Genomic DNA, 17,701 nt, shown 5'->3' on the forward strand with positions numbered 1-17,701 from the left:
GTCAGTTGCGGTAGTCGGGATCGATGCGGTCGAGGCGGCGCAGCAGGCCGGGCCAGGCCAGGTTGGAGCCCTTGCCCTTGGTGGCCTGGCGCGCCTGCTGGCCCATGTTGGCGCTGGCGGCCTCCGGCACCCGCGTCAGCGCCGTGCCGCCGCTTTGCGCCAGGATCTGGATGCGGCACGCCGATTCCAGCGTGTACATGGTCAGGAACGCATCCGCCACCGTGCGCCCGCAGGTAAGCAGGCCGTGGTTGCGCAGGATCATCTGCTTGCAGCGGCCCAGGTCGGCCACCAGCCGCGCTTTCTCGTCCTCGCGCAGCGCCACGCCCTCGTAGTCGTGATAGGCCAGCCCGGTCAGCGCGAACATCGCCTGCTGCGAGATCGGCAGCAGGCCGTCCTGCTGCGCCGACACCGCGACCCCGTGCGCGGTATGCGTGTGCATCACGCAGCCGACCTCCGGGCGCGCCTCATGCACGGCGCTGTGGATGATGAAGCCGGCCGGATTGACGTCATACGGCGTCTCCAGCACCGGTTGCCCGTGGTGGTCCACCTTCACCAGGCTCGATGCCGTGATCTCGTCGAACATCATGCCGTAGGGATTGATCAGGAACTGGTCCGGCGCATCCGGCACGCGCGCCGAGATATGGGTGAAGATCAGGTCGTCCCAGCCGAAGTGGGCCACCAGCCGGTACGCGGCCGCCAGATCCACGCGCATCTGCCATTCGGCGTCGGAGACGCGGTCCTTGATACGTTCTTCTGCGGATTCGACGAGCTGGACTTGCGCCATGTGCGGGCCTCCCGGGGGCATGTGAGTCATAGAACCGCTGCATTGTCCCGGCGCCTCGCGCCAAAGTCTGTTAAGTATTGGACAATCTCGGCTCCGGCAAGGAGGGCGATGTGAACGGTCAGGCAAAGGGTCAGGCAAAGGGTCAGTTGAAGCGTGCCGTGAAGGCGGACGAAGCCGTGCGCGCGCTGCCGCGCAGCGTGCTGGCCAGCGGCTGGCTGCGCAACGCGCCGCCGCGCGTGCTCGATGCCGTGGCGCAGGCTGCACGCCGCCAGCGCTTCGGCGACGGCGCGATGATCTTCGCGCGCGGCGACCCGCCCACGTATTTCTGCATGGTGGTGTCCGGCCGCGTGCGCATGAGCCGGGTCAGCAGCGGCGGGCGCGAGTCGGTGTACGCGGTGATCGGGCGCGGGCGCTGGTTCGGCGAGATCTCGCTGCTCGACGGCAAGCCGCGCACGCATGACGCCTTCGCCGTCGGCAGCACCGAGCTGCTGGTGCTGGGCCAGCGCGATTTCCAGCGCATCCTGGCCACCCATCCGGAAGGTATGCATCTGATCGTGCAGCAGATCTGCGCGCGCCTGCGCGTGGCCTTCGACCATGCGCAAAGCGCGGCGCAGGCCCCGGTCGACGCGCGCATGGCGGCGCGCCTGCTGGAGCTGGCCGACCGCACCGACCACGCCGTGCGCATCAGCGCGGAAGAGCTGGGCGACATGGTCAGCCGCTCGCGCCAGACCGTCGCCAAGACGCTGCAGGCATGGCAGGACGCCGGCCTGATCCGGCGCGCGTACCGCCAGATCGAACTGCTGGATCCGGCGGCACTGAAGCGCATTGCCCGGCGCTGACGCCACGCACGGCGCCCGTCCGCGTGCGCAAATAACCTGCCCTGGCCGCGATGGCAAGGCTGGTTAACGACCGTTGCAAAAACAAACAGAATGTCAGGTGCCCCGGCGCTACAGTGGCCATTCCCTTGCCTGTAGGCGTTTCTAGGAGGTACACGAATGAAGCAACATCTGGCGAAATCCCTGGTCCTGGCTGGCGCGATGATCGCGTCTTACCCGCTGTTTGCGCAGCAGGCGCAGCCGCTGCAGCCGGGCCAGCCGCTGACGCAGCCGATGCAGCCGATGCAATCCACTCAGCCGATGCCATCCGCGCAGCCGCCCGTGCAAGCCATGCCTTCGGCGGCGCCGTCGGCCCAGATGGCCCCGGCCGCCGCTGGCAGCTATGCGCAGGCCCCGGTGCCCGCGGCCCAGCCCGGCGTGGCAGCGGCGCCCGCCGATCCGTCGCTGGCAGGCGGCGCGGTGTCTGCCGTGGATCCCGCCAGCATGAGCCTGGCGCCGGATGCGCTCGGCACGCGCATCGGCCAGCGCAGCGCCTTCCTCGACGGCGCCTGAGCGCCGGCCAGCGCAGGCCCGCATCGCGCGGGCCGCGCGCCGCTCTCACCCCGCTTCGCCGGCGCGCGCGGCTTCAGCTCGCCACAGCCGCCTGCCCCTGCTGCTGCAGCCATTCCAGGAAGGCGCGCAGGTGCAGCGGCTTGTCGGCATCGCGCGGCACCAGCGCATGGTAAGTGTTGCCCGGCGCGCGGATCGCGCCGAACGGCGTGGCGATGCGCCCGCCCGCACGGTCCGCCTCCAGCGTGGGAAAGGTGCCGATGGCAAAGCCCAGGCTGTCGGCCACGGCCTGCAGCGTGACAAAGAAATGGTCGAAGCGCAGCGTGCGCACCGGCAGCAGCGAGGCATGCCCCGCCTGCTGCAGCCATGATTCCCAGCTGCCCGGCCGCGTCTCCGTATAGAGGAAGACGCCCTCCACCAGGTCTTCCACGCCCTGCAGCGGCAACTGCTGCAGCAATGCCGGACTGGCGATCACGGTCTGGTACTCGGCAAAGACCGGCACCGACTCGAACTGCTCGCCGCGCTCCAGCGTGCGCCGTATCGCCACGTCGAAGGTCCCGTTGAAGCCGGCTTCATTGCTGAAGGCGGTCGAGACCCGCACGTCCACCTCCGGCTGCAGGCGCCGGAAATCATCCAGCCGCGGAATCAGCCAGCGCATGGCGAAGGTGGCCGGGGCATTGACGCGCACCACCTTGCGCGTGGCGATGCGGCCATAGCGCTCGGACGCGGCGCCGATCTGGTCGAACGCGGTGCTGATCTCGCGCGCGAACGCCTGCGCGTGGACGGTCGGCACCATGCGCTGGCCCTGGCGCATGAACAGCGGCTGCCCCAGCCATTGCTCCAGGATCTCGATCTGCCGGCTGACCGCGCCATGGGTCAGGTGCAGCTCGCGCGCGGCGGCCGAATAGCTGCCCGCGCGGGCGGCCACCTCGAAGATGCGCAAGGCGTTGAGCGGCGGGAGCTTGTGCGGCATTGTGAGATTTCCTGACAGGATCCGGAAAATAAACTCGGTTGTGAGAGTTTATCGCTTAACTTAGCATCGGTCTCAGGCAATCCCTTCCACGATTCCGCATAAAGAGACCCCATGAGCACCCCGATCCAGGCCAACGGCCACACCTACCAGTTTCCCGCCCGCCCCACCGTCATCGTCTGCATCGACGGCTGCGAGCAGGAGTACATCAACCTGGCGGTGCAGGCCGGCGCCACGCCGTTCTTCGCCAGCCTGGCCAGGCGCGGCACCGTGCTGACCGGCGACTGCGTGGTGCCGTCGTTCACCAACCCCAACAACCTGTCGATCGTGACCGGCGTGCCGCCGTCCGTGCATGGCATCTGCGGCAATTTCTTCTACGACACCGAAGCCGGCGCCGAGGTGCTGATGAACGATGCCCGCTACCTGCGCGCGCCCACCGTGCTTGCCGCCGCCGCGCAAGCCGGCGCCAAGGTCGCGGTGGTCACCGCCAAGGACAAGCTGCGCGCGCTGCTGGGCCACGGTCTCGCGGGCATCTGCTTCTCGGCGGAGAAGGCCGACCAGGCCACCGTCGAAGACAACGGCATCGACGACGTGCTGCGCAAGGTCGGCATGCCCCTGCCCTCGGTCTACAGCGCCGACCTGTCCGAGTTTGTGTTCGCCGCCGGCGTGGCCTTGCTCGAAACCGTGCGCCCCGACCTGATGTACCTGTCCACCACCGACTACATCCAGCACAAGCATGCCCCGGGAACGCCGCAGGCCAATGCCTTCTACGCCATGATCGACCGCTACCTGCAGCGCCTCGACGCGCTCGGCGCGGTCATCGGCGTGACCGCCGACCACGGCATGAATGCCAAGACCGATTCGCTCGGCAAGGCCAACATCCTGTTCCTGCAGCAGGTGCTGGACCAGCGTTTCGGCGCGGACGCCACGCGCGTGCTGCTGCCGATCACCGACCCCTATGTTGCCCACCACGGCGCGCTGGGCTCGTATGCCACCGTCTACCTGCCGGCCGGCACCGACGCGCGCGCCGTGCACGCGGCCATCGCGGCGCTGCCCGGCGTCGAGCTGGTGCTGGACAAGCACGCCGCCAGCGAGCGCTTCGAGCTGCCGCCCGACCGCATCGGCGACCTGGTCGTAGTCAGCGAGCGCCTGACGGTGCTGGGCACCACGCCGGCCCGCCACGACCTGAGCGGCCTCGATGCCCCGCTGCGCTCGCACGGCGGCCTGTCCGAGCAGAAGGTGCCGCTGCTGTTCAACCGCAAGGTCAGCGTGCCGGCCGGGCAGCGGCTGCGCAACTTCGACATCCTGCGGCTGGCGCTGAACCACGCGGATTAAGGCGGCAAGTTGTCAGTGACGGCGGCCACGACGGCCACCACCAAGGGGATGGCGCCATGCAAATCCTGCTTTCCCTGATGTCCGGGGTTGCCCTGCTGATCTGGGGTGCGCACGTGACGCGCCACGCCATGATCGAGCTCCTGGGGCCGCGCCTGCGGCTGGTGCTGGCCGCGGGCACGGCCAGCCCCGCGCGCGGCTTCCTCGCGGGGCTTGGCGTGACCGCACTGATCCAGAGCAGCAGCGCCACGGCGCTGATGACCAGCGCTTTCGTGGCAGGAGGCCTGGTGTCGCTGCCGGCGGCACTGCCGATCGTGCTCGGTGCCGACGTCGGCACCAGCCTGATGGCGCGCCTGCTGTCGCTCGACATTGCCTGGCTGTCGCCGCTGCTGCTCGTCATCGGCATTGCCCTGCGCCTGTCCGGCAAGGCCAGCCCGCGCGCACAGGCTGGCGAAGTCCTCGTGGGACTGGGACTGATCACGCTGGCGCTGCAGCTGATCCGCCTCTACGCCGCACCGCTGCTGCACGCCGCGATCGTGCGCGCCATCTTCACCTCGCTGGGCAACGACCCGCTGCTGGCCCTGGTGATCGGCGCGCTCGTTACCCTGCTCGCGTACTCCAGCCTGGCCACGGTGCTGCTGACCGCAACGCTGGCGATGGGCGGCGTCATCGGCCCGGCCACCGCCTTGCCGCTGGTGCTTGGCGCCAACCTCGGCAGCGGCCTGATTGCCTGCCTGGCCAATGCCGGCAGTTCGCCTGCCGCGCGACGGGTATCGCTCGCCAACCTGATCTTCCGGTTTGTGGGGATGCTGGCCTTCCTGCCGCTGCTGGACGCCATCCCCTGGCTGCTGGCGCGCCTGGGCAGCAGTGCCGGCACCATGGCGATCGACTTCCACATGGCGTTCAACCTGGCCCTGGCGGCAACGCTGATCTGGTTCGTCAAACCGGTGGCGGCGCTCTGCACCCGGTGGCTGCCGGATGCGCACGACCACGCAGCGCCCGGCGGCGCGCGCTACCTGAGCCAGGGCGACCTGCGGCACCCGTCCGTCGCGCTGGGCAATGCCACGCGCGAGGTCGTGCGCATCGGCGACGTGATCGAGGACATGCTCGATGGCATGAAGCTCTCGATCGTCGGCAACGACCGCGCCGCGAACGCCCGCTGCCGGGCGCTCGACGACCGCATCGACGACCTCTATTCGTCCGTCAAGATGTACCTGACCGACGTTGACGCCGGCAGCCTCGATGGTGAGGATGCCGCGCGCTGGGACGCGATCATGCTGCTCAATATCAACCTGGAGTATGCGGGCGATATCGTCGAACGGATCCTGGCCGACCTGGACCAGCGCAAGCTCAGCCGCAACTTCTGCTTCTCGGACGAGGGCAGCGCCGAGCTGCTGGAACTTTGCGACATGCTGGTGGCCAGCCTGCGTACCAGGATGTCGCTCTTCGTTGCCAACGACCGCGCAGCGTCGGCGTTGCTTCTCGAATGCGCCGGCGACTTCCAGGCGCGCGCGGAGCGCTTCACCGCCCGGCACATTGCGCGGGTGGCGCAGCGGCGCACCGCGAGCGTTGAAACCAGTGGCTTGCACCTGGATATCCTGCGCGAGCTGTCGCAGATGAATGCGCTGCTGTGCGCCGCGCCAGGAGGCGTGCCTGGCGCGCTGCGCGGTACGCTTTCGGAAGACCAGTCGTTCCTGGCGGCCGGCAGTTCGGGCGCGATGGCGGCAAAGGAACGCTTGCTGGGTGCGTGAGGGTGGGGCTCGGGTGCGTCGCTGCGCTTGCACTGCGTTGTCGCGGGCGAGCCCAAAGGCTTGCTCTCTCCCGCTGATTTGCTCCCCTCGCCCGCTTGCGGGAGAGGGGCCGGGGGAGAGGGCAGGCATTCGGCAAGCACGATAACACTTCACTTCGTGGCAACGCTGCCCTCTCCCCCGCCCCTCTCCCAAAGGGAGAGGGGAGAAAACCAGCGCCGTGCGCGGGACGAGCCGCTGCTGTCGATCGACTATTCCCTGTGCTGCCTGGCGGTGCGCAAGGACCGCCCGTTGATCTCGGCGCTGTTCGGGGTGGCGCTGGGCGGCGGCTGAGAGGCGGGCTGCTGAGAGGGCGACTGCTGAGGCCCGGACTGCGCAAGCTCACGCTCGCGCTCTGCCTCGGCCTCGTGCCGGCGCGAACCGTAGCGGCGCGCGTACTGCCACGTGAATTCCGCCCCCAGCAGGAAGATCTGCGCGGAGTAATACACCCACAGCAGCAGCACCACCAGCGAGCCGGCCGCGCCGTAGCCGTTGGCCACGCCGCTCTTGCCGATATACAGACCGATCAGGAACTTGCCCAGCGTAAACAGCAGCGCCGTCACCGCCGCGCCCAGCCAGACGTCGGGCCAGCGCACCTTGGCGCGCGGCATGATCTTGTAGATCATGGCGAACACCCCGGTGATAAACACCAGGCTGACGACGGTGTCGAGCGCATGGGCGATCAGTTCCTCGGCGCCGAACAGCGGCCCCCACAAGCGGTTGAGCGCGGAGATGCCCGCGCTCAGCAGCAGCGATACCACCATCAGGAAGCCGATGCCAAGGATCATGCCGAACGACAGCAGGCGCGCGCGCAGCAAGTTGAAGATGCCGGAGGTCTTGCGCCGCTCGGGCACTTCCCAGATCCGGTCCAGCGCGGACTGCAGCTCGGCGAACACCGTGGTCGCGCCCACCAGCAGCACCACCACGCCGACCACCGCCGTCAGCGCGCTGGCCGCCGGCTTGCTGACTGCCAGCAGCATGGCCTCGATGGTCTTGGCGCCCTCCGGGCCGAGCAGCCCCTGCAGCTGCGCGACCACTTCGCCGCGCGCGGCCTCGTGCCCGAACACCACGCCGGCCACCGAGATCACGATCAGCAGCAGCGGCGCGATCGAGAACACGGTGTAGTAGGCCAGCGCCGCGCCCATGCTGGGCGCGTAGTCTTCCACCCAGGCGTTGACGGTATCCCGCAGCAGCCCGTAGAGCGCGCGGGGCGAGGACAGCAGAACCGACGGGATGGCACGCATCGCTGGATCCGATGTAACGATACTGCCCCTCCCCCGCAATTCCCGTTCCTGCCCGCGGCAATGTGCTGCGGCGATGGCAAGGACGCCGGCGTAGCGCCGCAAACCCGCGCCGGAAGCGGCCCGGCGTCCATGCGGGCGCAAGATTCGCGTTGCTCCGGCGCCGGATCCCGTGCATTCTTTACAACATCCCGCCAGTCGGCCAAGGCAGCGCCTGGCGCGGCCGGCAGCGACCCGCGCACAGATCGCGGGCGGATTTTCACAGGAGACCGCGACATGACCATCCAGCCGGATCCGGCCCGTCCGCAAGCGGACGTCCCCGTCGATGCCGGGCAGCACGAGCCTGCCGGGCGGATTGCCCAGGCCCACCGGCGCTCGGCGTCTTACGGCCTGCGCCCCTATGAATCGCCCGACCTGTGCCCGGTGCTGCAGAGCGAGCTGAAGACCCGGATCGAACGCAGCCAGTCGCTGTTCACCTATGCCCTGCCGGTGATGGAGACGCTCCACGACCAGATCGTCGACACCCAGAGCATGATCATCCTGACCGACGCCGATGGCCTGATCCTGCACGCCATGGGCGACGACGACTTCCTCGCGCGCGCCGACAAGATCTCGCTGCGCCCGGGCTCGGAGTGGTCCGAGGCGCGCCGCGGCACCAACGCCATCGGCACCGCGCTGGCCGAGAACCAGGCCACGCTGGTCCACGGCACCGACCACTACCTGGAAGCCAACCAGTTCCTGACCTGCTCGTGCATGCCGATCCTGGATCCTTACGGCAAGACCGTGGGCGCCCTGGACGTGACCGGCGACCAGCGCAGCTTCCACAAGCACACCATGGCGCTGGTGCGGATGTCGGCGCAGATGATCGAGAACCAGCTGTTCGGCAATGCCTTCCGCGACATGGTGTGCATCCGCTTCCATTCGCGCGCCGAGTTCCTGGGCACGCTGGTGGAGGGCATCGTGTCGTTTACGCCGGGCGGGCGCTTCCTGTCGGCCAACCGCAGCGGCCAGTTCCAGCTCGGCCTGTCCAACGGCGCGCTGCAGGCGCATACCTTCTCGTCGCTGTTCGGGCTGTCGATGTCGCAGCTGTTCGACGCGGCGCGCGCGGCCCATGCGGGCATCGTGCAGCTGCACTTGCCCAGCGGCGTCAAGGTCAGCGCGCGCGTGGAATGGAAGCCGCCGGCCACGACCTTCCCCGGCGGCACCGAGTCGCGCCACGCAGGCACCAACGGCGCCACCGCCGCGCCGCGCAGCCTGGCAGCGGGCCCGACGCCCTCGCCCGGGCTGGATGACCTCGACACGGGCGATGCCCAGATCCGCGCCGTGGTCGGCAAGCTGCGCAAGGTCATCGGCAAGGACATCCCGGTGATCGTGCTGGGCGAAACCGGCACCGGCAAGGAATTGATGGCGCGCGCCATCCATGCCGACAGCGGGCGCCGCGCCGGCCCCTTCATCGCGGTGAACTGCGCCTCGATCCCGGAAAACCTGATCGAGTCGGAGCTGTTCGGCTACGAGGAAGGCGCCTTCACCGGCGCCCGCAAGAAAGGCGGCATCGGCAAGATGCTGCTGGCCCACGGCGGCACGCTGTTTCTAGATGAAATCGGCGACATGCCGCTGCACCTGCAGGGCCGCCTGCTGCGCGCGCTGCAGGAGCGCGCGGTGTCGCCGCTGGGCAGCAGCAAGGTGATCCACATCGACGTCTCGGTGGTGTGCGCCACCAACCGCAACCTGCGCGAGCTGGTTGCCAACGGCCAGTTCCGCGAAGACCTGTACTACCGCCTCAACGGACTGGTGGTGCGGCTGCCGGCGCTGCGCGAGCGCAGCGACCTCGACGTGGTCGCCGCCAGGCTGCTGCGCCAGGACCACGGCGGCAACACGGCCGACGCGCCGCCCCGCATCAGCGACGCGGTGATGGCGCTGTTCCGCCGCTACCACTGGCCGGGCAATATCCGGCAACTGGGCAACCTGCTGCGCACCGCGCGGCTGATGGCCGAAGGCGAAGCCGAGATCACCGCGGACCACCTGCCCGACGACTTCCTCGATGACCTGCGCGAGCCGCTAGCGCCCGCGGCCGCACCGGCCATGCCGATGCCGATACCCGCGAGTGTGCAGCCCACGCGGCTGGCCGAGCTGGAGGCGATGGCGATCGTGGCCACGGTCAAGGCCCACAACGGCAATATCTCGGCGGCGGCGAAGGCGCTGGGGATCTCGCGCAATACGGTCTATCGCAAGCTGGAGGAGGCGCGCGGGCTGCCGCGCCAGGCCGGCTGAGTTCAGCGGGGCACCGCGTTGCCGTTGCGCTCAGGCCGGCGGCTCGCCCCGCATCCTTCAGCGCTGCGGCTTGGGCGCCGGTCGTCTTCACGATTCCTTACAGACAACGGCGCTGGCACAATCTATTCTCCTGTCGCAATTGGAATCCCCCCACAACAAGGAGAATGCAATGAAATCCGTCCTGGCCCTTCTGGTCGCGTGCAGCGCGCTGCTCGGCGGCTGCGTGGTTGCCCCCTATGACACCTATGGCGGCGGCCCGCAGGGTTGCCCGCCCGGCCAGGCCAAGAAGGGCAACTGCCGCATCGACGCCTACGGCAACGAGTCGTTCTGCCCGCCGGGCCAGGCCAAGAAGGGCCGCTGCTAAGCCGGCGCCGGCCGCGGTGCCGGCCGCTGTTGCAGGGACCGGCCGGCCAGCCGGACAATGGGCCTGGCGGACCTTCCCCGTCCGCAGGAGCGCGCCATGCCACCCCGGTCCCTTTCCTCCCGATATCCCGGCGCCCTGTGCGTCGCCGCGGCCCTGTTGGGCGCCTGCGCCACCCTGCAGCCGGAACAGACCGGCCGGCAGATGATCGGCAGCCCTGAAAGCGCTGTGCGCAACACTTTCGGACCGCCCACCGAGACCCATCGCCTGGCCGACGGCACCACCCGCTGGCTGTGGTCGCGCCAGCCCTTCGGCCATCAGGTCTACGCTGCCGATTTCGATGGCGAGGGCAGGCTGGTCCGCTACCGCCAGATGCTTACCGAAGCCGAGATCTATCGCGCCCAGGTCGGGGTCTGGACCAAAAAGGACGTGCAGCAGCATTTCGGCCTGCCGCGCGAGCCGGTGCAGTACTACCCGCTGATGCAGCGCGAAGCCTGGTCCTGGCGCATGTACAAGGATGGCCTGCAGACGGCGCACTTCAGTTGCTACTTCGACAACGCCGGCGTCCTGCGCCAGACCATGATCATCGTCGATCCGCTCGGCGGCGACGCGCGCCGCGCGCGCTGACGGTAATGCTGACGGTGATGCCGGGGCCGCGGCCGGTGCCAATGCCGGCAGCAGGGGCTCCCCGGCCCCGGCGCGGTTTTGCGCGCAGAATGGAGGCGATGCGGCACTGCCCGCCAACCTTCCACGCGGAAAACCATCGTGACCACAGCCATCCTGCTCGAGAACATCCACCAGAGCGCCAACGCCCGGCTGGCCGAAGCCGGCCTGCAGGTCGAGCGCCGCACCGGCGCGCTGGCCGGCGCCGAACTGCGCCAGGTGCTGGCCAGCCATGACGTGATCGGCATCCGCTCTGCCACCCACCTGCGCGCGGACGATATCCGCAGCGCGCCCGGACTGCTCTCGATCGGCTGCTTCTGCATCGGCACCTCGCAGGTCGACCTGGATGCCGCCACCGCTGCCGGCATCCCGGTCTTCAACGCGCCCTTTTCCAACACCCGTTCGGTGGCCGAGCTGGTGGTCGCCGAAGCGGTGATGCTGCTGCGCCGGATTCCCGAGAAGAACACGCTGGCGCATGCCGGCAAATGGGCCAAGGGCGCCGCCGGCGCGTTCGAGACGCGCGGCAAGACCATTGCCATCGTCGGCTACGGCAACATCGGCTCGCAGGTCGGCGTGCTGGCCGAATCGATGGGCATGCGCGTGGTCTACTACGATGTGCTGGCGCGGCTCTCGCACGGTTCGGCCCGCGCCGCCGGCTCGCTGGAAGAAGCGGTGTCGCAGGCCGAAGTGGTGACGCTGCACGTACCCGCCACCCCACGCACGCGCAACATGATCGATGCCAGCATCCTGGCCGCATTCAAGCCGGGCGCGATCCTGATCAATGCCTCGCGCGGCAGCGTGGTCGACATCGCCGCGCTGGCCGCGGCGCTGCGTGAAAAGCGGCTGGGCGGCGCGGCCATCGACGTGTTCCCGGAAGAGCCCAAGACCAACCAGGATCCCTTCACCAGCGAACTGCAGAACCTGCCCAACGTGCTGCTGACCCCGCACGTCGGCGGCAGCACCGAAGAAGCGCAGGAAAACATCGGCACCGAGGTGGCGGCCAAGCTCGCGCACTTCCTCGCCACCGGCGGCACCATCGGCGCGGTCAACTTCCCCGAGGTCGACCCCGGCCCGCTGCATGCGCCGGCGCGGCTGCTCAACGTGCACGGCAACGCGCCCGGCGCGCTGGCAGCGCTGAACACGCTGCTGGCGCAGGAAAGCGTCAACATCACCGGCCAGCATCTGCAAACGCGCGGCCACACCGGCTACGTGGTGACTGACCTGGACCGCGCGCCCTCCGCGCAGCTGATGCAGGCGCTGCAGACCCATGCCGGTTTTGCGCGCTCGCGCCTGATCCTGCGCGGCGCGGCGTAGCTGCGCGAGCGCCATCGCGGCATGCATGAGATTGCCACCGAAGTGTCTAAAGTTCTAAGAATGCTCTGAACGAAGCGCTATGCTGAATGCAGGCCCCATGCAGATGGATGGGGCCTGCAGGGTACGCGATGAAGATGGCGGCCCGGTCGGTGCCGCACTAACGATCGTGAGGTCAGACATGTCGCTTGAACGCAGAAAGGCCATCGCCATGGCCCGCGGGCTGGCCGCAGCCACGCTGCTGTCGATGGCGGGAATCGGCAGCGCCGCCGCGCAAACCGGCACCATTACCTTCCTGGGCGCGATCACGTCGCCGTCATGCGGCTTCCGTCCGTCTGCCGGGCTGGTGCACGCCAGCTGCCGGCAGCCATCGGGACAAGTCGTGTCGGCGCCCGTTGCGGTGACGCCTGACCGGCTGCCGGGACTGACCCGCATCGGCATGGCCAGCCTGGAAGTCCATCGCACGCGCGCGGGCACGCGCAGCGCGGCGCCTGCCTACCTGGTCATGGTCAGCTATCACTAGCGGATCTATCATCAGCTGACATATTGCGCGCGGGCGCTGTGGCGCCCGCTACCGCATTCGGGGGATCGCGTGGCCGGCATTGCGGTCCCCGGCGCATCCTCCGTCGTCGCGGCTTGCCCGCCGCGCGTGCCGTCTTGACACCCTGGCTTGTGCTTCCTTTAATGGTGTAACGCATCGCGTGCCGCCTGATCCCTTTTGCCGAGGACGTCAACCCACGATGGAAACCGGTGAAGCCCACGACCCGCAACGCAAGCAAGAAGAACTGCGCAGTTTCCTTTTCCTGACCGCCGTCATGGTGCCAGTGCTGTCCGTCATCATCGTTGCGGGCTACGGGTTCATTGTCTGGATGACCCAACTGATCAGCGGTCCGCCGTCCCACTAGCGCGGCCCGCGCAGGCCTGGTGCGGCGGGTTCGCCGCCGGGCATTGAGCAGATAAAAACAAGCTGCAGCACAGACTGAAACGGCATCGAACCGGAGCTTGCGCATGCCCGCAGCCAGACGCGCCATCCCCATCCAGCCGCTGCCCGCCGGCGCAGAGTGGCATATCGCCGGCATCGTCGTCCATGCCATGCCCGGTCAGCTGGCCCGGGTCCGGGCCGCGATCGACGGCATCACCGGCGCCGAGATCCACGCCGCCAGCGACGCCGGCAAGCTCGTCGTCACCATCGAAGCGCCCACCTCGCGCGCCATTGCCGCGCACCTGACCTACCTGCACCAGCTCGACGGCGTGCTGTCCGCCGCGCTGGTCTACCAACACAACGAAGACGCCGAGGCAATGAACGAGGAGATCGCCCGATGAAACTCTCTCGTCGTGACTTCATCAAGCAGACCGCGGTGGCGGCAACGGCGTCTGTCGCCGGCGTGACGCTGCCCGCGGAGGCCGCCAACATGGTGACCGACAGCGAGGTGACCAAGCTGAAGTGGTCGAAGGCGCCCTGCCGCTTCTGCGGCACCGGCTGCGGCGTCACGGTGGCGGTGCGGGACAACAAGGTGGTGGCGACCAACGGCGACCCGCAAGCCGAGGTCAACAAGGGCCTGAACTGCGTCAAGGGCTATTTCCTGTCGAAGATCATGTACGGGCAGGACCGGCTGACCAGGCCGCTGCTGCGCATGAAAAACGGCAAATACGACAAGAACGGCGAATTCGCCCCGGTGACGTGGGAGCGTGCCTTCGACGAGATGGAGCACCAGTTCAAGCGCGTGCTGAAAGAGAAAGGCCCGACCGCGGTGGGCATGTTCGGCTCGGGCCAGTGGACCGTGTGGGAGGGCTATGCCGCGTCGAAGCTGATGAAGGCCGGGTTCCGCTCCAACAACCTCGATCCCAACGCGCGCCACTGCATGGCCTCGGCGGTGCAGGGCTTCATGCGCACCTTCGGCATGGACGAGCCGATGGGCTGCTACGACGACTTCGAAGCCGCCGACGCCTTCGTGCTGTGGGGTTCGAACATGGCGGAGATGCACCCGATCCTGTGGACCCGCATTACCGACCGGCGCCTGAGCCATCCGAAGACACGCGTGGCGGTGCTGTCGACCTTCACCCACCGCTCGTTCGACCTGGCCGACATCCCGGTCATCTTCAAGCCGCAGACCGACCTGGCGATGATGAATTACATCGCCCAGTACATCATCAAGAACAACAAGGTCAACAAGGACTTCGTCAACAAGCACACCGTGTTCAAGGAGGGCGTGACCAATATCGGCTATGGCCTGCGCCCGGAACATCCGCTGCAGAAGGCGGCCACGCACGCGGCCGATCCGGGCGCGGCGCGTCCCATCACTTTCGACGAATTCGCGCGCTTCGTCGCCAAGTACGACGCCGAAACCGTCAGCAAGCTGTCGGGCGTGCCCAAGGCCAAGCTCGATCAGCTGGCCGAGCTGTATGCCGATCCCAATATCAAGGTGATGTCGCTGTGGACCATGGGCTTCAACCAGCATACGCGCGGCAGCTGGGCCAACAACATGGTCTACAACCTGCACCTGCTGACCGGCAAGATCGCCACGCCGGGCAACAGCCCGTTCTCGCTGACGGGACAGCCGTCGGCGTGCGGCACCGCGCGCGAGGTGGGCACCTTCTCGCACCGGCTGCCGGCCGACATGGTGGTGACCAACCCCAAGCATCGCGAGGAAGCCGAGCGCATCTGGAAGCTGCCCCCCGGCACCATCCCCGACAAGCCCGGCTACCATGCCGTGCTGCAGAATCGCATGCTCAAGGACGGCAAGCTCAACGCTTACTGGGTGCAGGTCAACAACAACATGCAGGCCGCGGCCAACCTGATGGAAGAGGGCCTGCCGGGCTACCGCAATCCGCAGAACTTCGTGGTGGTGTCCGACGCCTATCCCACCGTGACCGCGCTCGCCGCCGACCTGATCCTGCCCAGCGCGATGTGGGTGGAGAAGGAAGGCGCCTACGGCAACGCCGAGCGCCGCACGCAGTTCTGGCACCAGCTGGTCGATGCGCCGGGCGAGGCGCGCTCCGACCTGTGGCAGCTGATGGAGTTCTCCAGGCGTTTCAAGGTCGAGGACGTGTGGCCGGCCGAGCTGATCGCGAAGAAGCCCGAGTATCGCGGCAAGACCCTGTTCGACGTGCTCTACCGCAACGGCAACGTCGACAAGTTCCCGCTCAAGGACATCGACGCCGACTACCACAACGCCGAGGCCAAGGCCTTCGGCTTCTACGTGCAGAAAGGGCTGTTCGAAGAGTACGCCAGCTTCGGCCGCGGCCACGGCCACGACCTGGCCCCGTTCAACGCCTATCACGAGGCGCGCGGCCTGCGCTGGCCGGTGGTCAACGGCAAGGAGACGCGCTGGCGCTATCGCGAGGGCAGCGACCCCTACGTCAAGGCGGGCACCGGCTACCAGTTCTACGGCAACCCCGACGGCAAGGCGGTGATCTTCGCCCTGCCCTACGAGCCGCCGGCCGAATCGCCCGACAAGGAGTATCCGTTCTGGTTGGCCACCGGGCGCGTGCTCGAGCACTGGCACTCCGGCTCGATGACGCGGCGCGTGCCCGAGCTGTACCGCGCCTTTCCCAACGCGGTGGTGTTCATGCATCCGGAAGACGCGCGCGCGATGGGGCTGCGCCGCGGCGTGGAGGTGGAGGTGGTGTCGCGGCGCGGGCGCATGCGCTCGCGCGTGGAGACCCGCGGGCGCGACGCGCCGCCGCGCGGGCTGGTGTTCGTACCATGGTTCGATGCCAGCCAGCTGATCAACAAGGTGACGCTGGATGCCACCTGCCCGATCTCGCTGCAGACCGACTTCAAGAAGTGCGCGGTCAAGATCGTCAAGGTCTAGCCCCGAACCGAACGAGGGAGACGCCATGAAGCCAAGCCGATCCTGGATCCCGCTGCTGGCGCTGTGCGCGCTGCTGCTGGGCGTGCTGGCGCCGCCGGCCGCCATCCCGGCACGCGCGCAGGGCGTGGTCGACGCGATGCGCGGGCCCACGCCCATCGCCGATGAAACCAAGGCGCCGCTGCTCTACCCCACCGAAAACAAGGACATCCGCCGCAACCGCAACTACACCATGCAGCCGCCGACGATCCCGCACAAGATCGACGGCTACCAGGTCGACAAGGACTTCAACCGCTGCATGTTCTGCCACGCCCGCACCCGCACCGAGGAAACCCAGGCGATCCCGGTCAGCATCACCCACTACATGGACCGCCACAACAACGTGCTGGCCGAGGTCTCGCCGCGCCGCTACTTCTGCACCCAGTGCCACGTGCCGCAGGCCGACGCCAAACCGCTGGTGGGCAACACCTTCGTCGATGTCGAGCAGCTGCTCAAGCGCAAGCCCGGCGCCAAGGGCTCGTCCAACTAGCGGGTGCGCGCCATGCTCGACCTGATCAAGCGTTACTGGCGGACCATCAACCGGCCCAGCGCGTACTTCAGCCTGGGCTTCCTGACGCTGGGCGGCTTTATCGCGGGGGTGGTGTTCTGGGGCGCGTTCAACACCGCGCTGGAGCTGACCAACACCGAGCAGTTCTGCACCGGCTGCCACGAGATGCGCGACAACGTCTACCAGGAGCTGCAGGGCACCATCCATTTCACCAACCGCAGCGGTGTGCGCGCCAAGTGTTCGGACTGCCATGTGCCGCACAACTGGACCAACAAGATGGCGCGCAAGATGCAGGCGTCCAAGGAGGTCTGGGCCAAGATCTTCGGCACCGTCGACACCCGCGAGAAATTCCAGGCGCACCGGCTCACGCTGGCCCAGCACGAGTGGGCGCGCTTCAAGGCCAACGATTCGCTGGAATGCCGCAACTGCCACGACTACCAGTCGATGGACTTCACCCGGCAGAGCCCGCGCGCGCAGGCGATGCACTCGACCTACCTGGCCAACAAGGAGAAAACCTGCATCGACTGCCACAAGGGCATCGCCCACCATCTTCCCGACATGTCCAAGGCCGAGGTGAAATGACGCCCGACGCCGCGCCCTCGCCCGTGCTCAGCGCCAGCGGCCTGGCGGTGTCGCGTGCCGGCCGCACGGTTTTGCAGGGCATCGACCTCGGCCTGGCGCCGGGAGGCCTGCTGCAGGTGCTGGGCGCCAACGGCAGCGGCAAGACCACGCTGTTGCGCGTGCTGTGCGGCCTGGCCAGCGCCGATGCCGGCACGCTGCAATGGCACGGCCGTCCGCTGCGCGCTGGCGACCCCGAGTTCCAGCAGGCGCTGGCCTACCTCGGCCACGCCAACGGCATCGACATCGACCTGACCCCGGCCGAGAACCTGCGCTTTGCCGCCCGCCTTGCCGGCCGCCATGCCGATGCCGGCCGGCGCGCCGCCAGCGTCGCGCGCGCGCTCGCCGCGCAAGGGCTGGAGCGCGTCGCGCAGGTGCCGGTGCGCACGCTCTCGCAAGGCCAGCGGCGGCGCGTCGCGCTGGCGCGGCTGGCGCTGGCGCCGCGCATCCTGTGGCTGCTGGACGAACCGGTCACCGCGCTGGATGCCGACGCTTGCGCGCGCTTCCAGCGCCAGCTCGACGCGCACCTGGCCGCGGGCGGCATGGCGGTGATCGCCACGCACCAGCTGCTGCCCGGCGGCGGCGCGGTGCTGCGCCTGGGCGGAGCTGCATGATGGGC

The 17,701-nt window shown here is 68.4% G+C and carries 18 protein-coding genes; 15 read left to right on the forward strand and 3 right to left on the reverse strand.

All coding sequences use genetic code 11. From position 1 onward, the window contains the following. Nucleotide 1: 1 nt before the first annotated feature. A complete protein-coding gene (locus LIN44_RS20275) occupies nt 2-784 on the reverse strand; it encodes a class II aldolase/adducin family protein (RefSeq protein ID WP_227316040.1) in 783 nt (260 codons plus the stop codon). Between the two features lie 146 nt (nt 785-930). Between LIN44_RS20275 and LIN44_RS20280 the strand changes: the two genes are divergently transcribed. Then, nucleotides 931-1,623 carry a Crp/Fnr family transcriptional regulator gene (locus LIN44_RS20280; protein ID WP_227316041.1) on the forward strand — a complete coding sequence of 231 codons (693 nt, stop codon included), beginning with the start codon at nt 931-933 and terminating at the stop codon, nt 1,621-1,623. Nucleotides 1,624-1,779: 156 nt separating this feature from the next. Then, nucleotides 1,780-2,172: a hypothetical protein gene (locus tag LIN44_RS20285; protein WP_227316042.1), complete on the forward strand. Its 393-nt coding sequence runs from the start codon at nt 1,780-1,782 to the stop codon at nt 2,170-2,172. Nucleotides 2,173-2,245: 73 nt separating this feature from the next. Here the strand turns inward: LIN44_RS20285 and LIN44_RS20290 are convergent, their stop codons facing one another. Then, the gene (locus tag LIN44_RS20290) at nt 2,246-3,142 is read right to left on the reverse strand and encodes a LysR substrate-binding domain-containing protein (protein WP_227316043.1); all 897 of its coding nucleotides are present in this window, start codon (nt 3,140-3,142) and stop codon (nt 2,246-2,248) included. Between the two features lie 111 nt (nt 3,143-3,253). Here LIN44_RS20290 and phnA point away from each other — a divergent pair, with 111 nt between their 5' ends. Continuing rightward, a complete protein-coding gene (gene phnA, locus LIN44_RS20295; RefSeq protein WP_227316044.1) occupies nt 3,254-4,474 on the forward strand; it encodes a phosphonoacetate hydrolase in 1,221 nt (406 codons plus the stop codon). A gap of 56 nt (nt 4,475-4,530) precedes the next feature. Next, entirely contained in the window at nt 4,531-6,222 is a 1,692-nt protein-coding gene (locus LIN44_RS20300) for a Na/Pi cotransporter family protein (RefSeq protein ID WP_227316045.1), read from the forward strand. Between the two features lie 248 nt (nt 6,223-6,470). On the opposite strand, the gene LIN44_RS20305 is transcribed toward LIN44_RS20300, so the two are convergent. Further along, nucleotides 6,471-7,502 (reverse strand): YihY/virulence factor BrkB family protein, encoded by a 1,032-nt coding sequence (locus LIN44_RS20305; protein ID WP_227316046.1) that lies wholly within the window; start codon nt 7,500-7,502, stop codon nt 6,471-6,473. 273 nt (nt 7,503-7,775) lie between these two features. Here LIN44_RS20305 and LIN44_RS20310 point away from each other — a divergent pair, with 273 nt between their 5' ends. The 11 genes from LIN44_RS20310 (at nt 7,776) to ccmA (ending at nt 17,696) form a co-directional block, all read left to right on the forward strand. Then, complete coding sequence (locus LIN44_RS20310; protein ID WP_227316047.1) at nt 7,776-9,770, forward strand: sigma-54-dependent Fis family transcriptional regulator; 1,995 nt, start codon at nt 7,776-7,778, stop codon at nt 9,768-9,770. A 169-nt stretch (nt 9,771-9,939) separates the two neighbouring features. Next, nucleotides 9,940-10,134 (forward strand): hypothetical protein, encoded by a 195-nt coding sequence (locus LIN44_RS20315; protein ID WP_092313141.1) that lies wholly within the window; start codon nt 9,940-9,942, stop codon nt 10,132-10,134. Nucleotides 10,135-10,230: 96 nt separating this feature from the next. After that, on the forward strand, nt 10,231-10,758 hold the full coding sequence (locus LIN44_RS20320) for a hypothetical protein (RefSeq protein ID WP_227316048.1): 528 nt from the start codon (nt 10,231-10,233) through the stop codon (nt 10,756-10,758). 138 nt (nt 10,759-10,896) lie between these two features. Then, nucleotides 10,897-12,108, forward strand: coding sequence for a phosphoglycerate dehydrogenase (serA, locus tag LIN44_RS20325; RefSeq protein WP_227316049.1), 1,212 nt, complete (start codon nt 10,897-10,899; stop codon nt 12,106-12,108). 178 nt (nt 12,109-12,286) lie between these two features. Further along, on the forward strand, nt 12,287-12,628 hold the full coding sequence (locus tag LIN44_RS20330) for a hypothetical protein (RefSeq protein WP_227316050.1): 342 nt from the start codon (nt 12,287-12,289) through the stop codon (nt 12,626-12,628). Nucleotides 12,629-12,845: 217 nt separating this feature from the next. Beyond that, a complete protein-coding gene (gene napE / locus LIN44_RS20335; RefSeq protein ID WP_041228818.1) occupies nt 12,846-13,010 on the forward strand; it encodes a periplasmic nitrate reductase, NapE protein in 165 nt (54 codons plus the stop codon). Nucleotides 13,011-13,113: 103 nt separating this feature from the next. Beyond that, complete coding sequence (locus tag LIN44_RS20340) at nt 13,114-13,428, forward strand: chaperone NapD (protein WP_227316051.1); 315 nt, start codon at nt 13,114-13,116, stop codon at nt 13,426-13,428. Further along, nucleotides 13,425-15,920, forward strand: a complete 2,496-nt coding sequence (napA, locus tag LIN44_RS20345; protein WP_227316052.1) for a periplasmic nitrate reductase subunit alpha — start codon at nt 13,425-13,427, stop codon at nt 15,918-15,920. Before LIN44_RS20340 ends, napA begins: the two co-directional genes overlap by 4 nt. Before the next feature lie 25 nt (nt 15,921-15,945). Beyond that, a complete protein-coding gene (locus tag LIN44_RS20350; protein ID WP_227316053.1) occupies nt 15,946-16,446 on the forward strand; it encodes a nitrate reductase cytochrome c-type subunit in 501 nt (166 codons plus the stop codon). Nucleotides 16,447-16,458: 12 nt separating this feature from the next. Beyond that, nucleotides 16,459-17,046, forward strand: coding sequence for a cytochrome c3 family protein (locus LIN44_RS20355; protein ID WP_227316054.1), 588 nt, complete (start codon nt 16,459-16,461; stop codon nt 17,044-17,046). Further along, on the forward strand, nt 17,043-17,696 hold the full coding sequence (ccmA, locus tag LIN44_RS20360) for a cytochrome c biogenesis heme-transporting ATPase CcmA (RefSeq protein ID WP_227316055.1): 654 nt from the start codon (nt 17,043-17,045) through the stop codon (nt 17,694-17,696). Before LIN44_RS20355 ends, ccmA begins: the two co-directional genes overlap by 4 nt. Nucleotides 17,697-17,701 lie beyond the last annotated feature (5 nt).

It is taken from the genome of Cupriavidus sp. MP-37, from assembly GCF_020618415.1.
Classification (GTDB): domain Bacteria; phylum Pseudomonadota; class Gammaproteobacteria; order Burkholderiales; family Burkholderiaceae; genus Cupriavidus.

Bases quoted from the DNA above. Each gene is read 5' to 3' on its own strand.
- LIN44_RS20275 (WP_227316040.1), bottom strand. From the start codon at position 784: ATGGCGCAAGTCCAGCTCGTCGAATCCGCAGAAGAACGTATCAAGGAC.
- LIN44_RS20285 (WP_227316042.1), top strand. From the start codon at position 1,780: ATGAAGCAACATCTGGCGAAATCCCTGGTCCTGGCTGGCGCGATGATC.
- LIN44_RS20290 (WP_227316043.1), bottom strand. From the start codon at position 3,142: ATGCCGCACAAGCTCCCGCCGCTCAACGCCTTGCGCATCTTCGAGGTG.
- phnA (WP_227316044.1), top strand. From the start codon at position 3,254: ATGAGCACCCCGATCCAGGCCAACGGCCACACCTACCAGTTTCCCGCC.
- LIN44_RS20300 (WP_227316045.1), top strand. From the start codon at position 4,531: ATGCAAATCCTGCTTTCCCTGATGTCCGGGGTTGCCCTGCTGATCTGG.
- LIN44_RS20305 (WP_227316046.1), bottom strand. From the start codon at position 7,502: ATGCGTGCCATCCCGTCGGTTCTGCTGTCCTCGCCCCGCGCGCTCTAC.
- LIN44_RS20310 (WP_227316047.1), top strand. From the start codon at position 7,776: ATGACCATCCAGCCGGATCCGGCCCGTCCGCAAGCGGACGTCCCCGTC.
- LIN44_RS20315 (WP_092313141.1), top strand. From the start codon at position 9,940: ATGAAATCCGTCCTGGCCCTTCTGGTCGCGTGCAGCGCGCTGCTCGGC.
- LIN44_RS20320 (WP_227316048.1), top strand. From the start codon at position 10,231: ATGCCACCCCGGTCCCTTTCCTCCCGATATCCCGGCGCCCTGTGCGTC.
- LIN44_RS20330 (WP_227316050.1), top strand. From the start codon at position 12,287: ATGTCGCTTGAACGCAGAAAGGCCATCGCCATGGCCCGCGGGCTGGCC.
- napE (WP_041228818.1), top strand. From the start codon at position 12,846: ATGGAAACCGGTGAAGCCCACGACCCGCAACGCAAGCAAGAAGAACTG.
- LIN44_RS20340 (WP_227316051.1), top strand. From the start codon at position 13,114: ATGCCCGCAGCCAGACGCGCCATCCCCATCCAGCCGCTGCCCGCCGGC.
- napA (WP_227316052.1), top strand. From the start codon at position 13,425: ATGAAACTCTCTCGTCGTGACTTCATCAAGCAGACCGCGGTGGCGGCA.
- LIN44_RS20350 (WP_227316053.1), top strand. From the start codon at position 15,946: ATGAAGCCAAGCCGATCCTGGATCCCGCTGCTGGCGCTGTGCGCGCTG.
- LIN44_RS20355 (WP_227316054.1), top strand. From the start codon at position 16,459: ATGCTCGACCTGATCAAGCGTTACTGGCGGACCATCAACCGGCCCAGC.
- ccmA (WP_227316055.1), top strand. From the start codon at position 17,043: ATGACGCCCGACGCCGCGCCCTCGCCCGTGCTCAGCGCCAGCGGCCTG.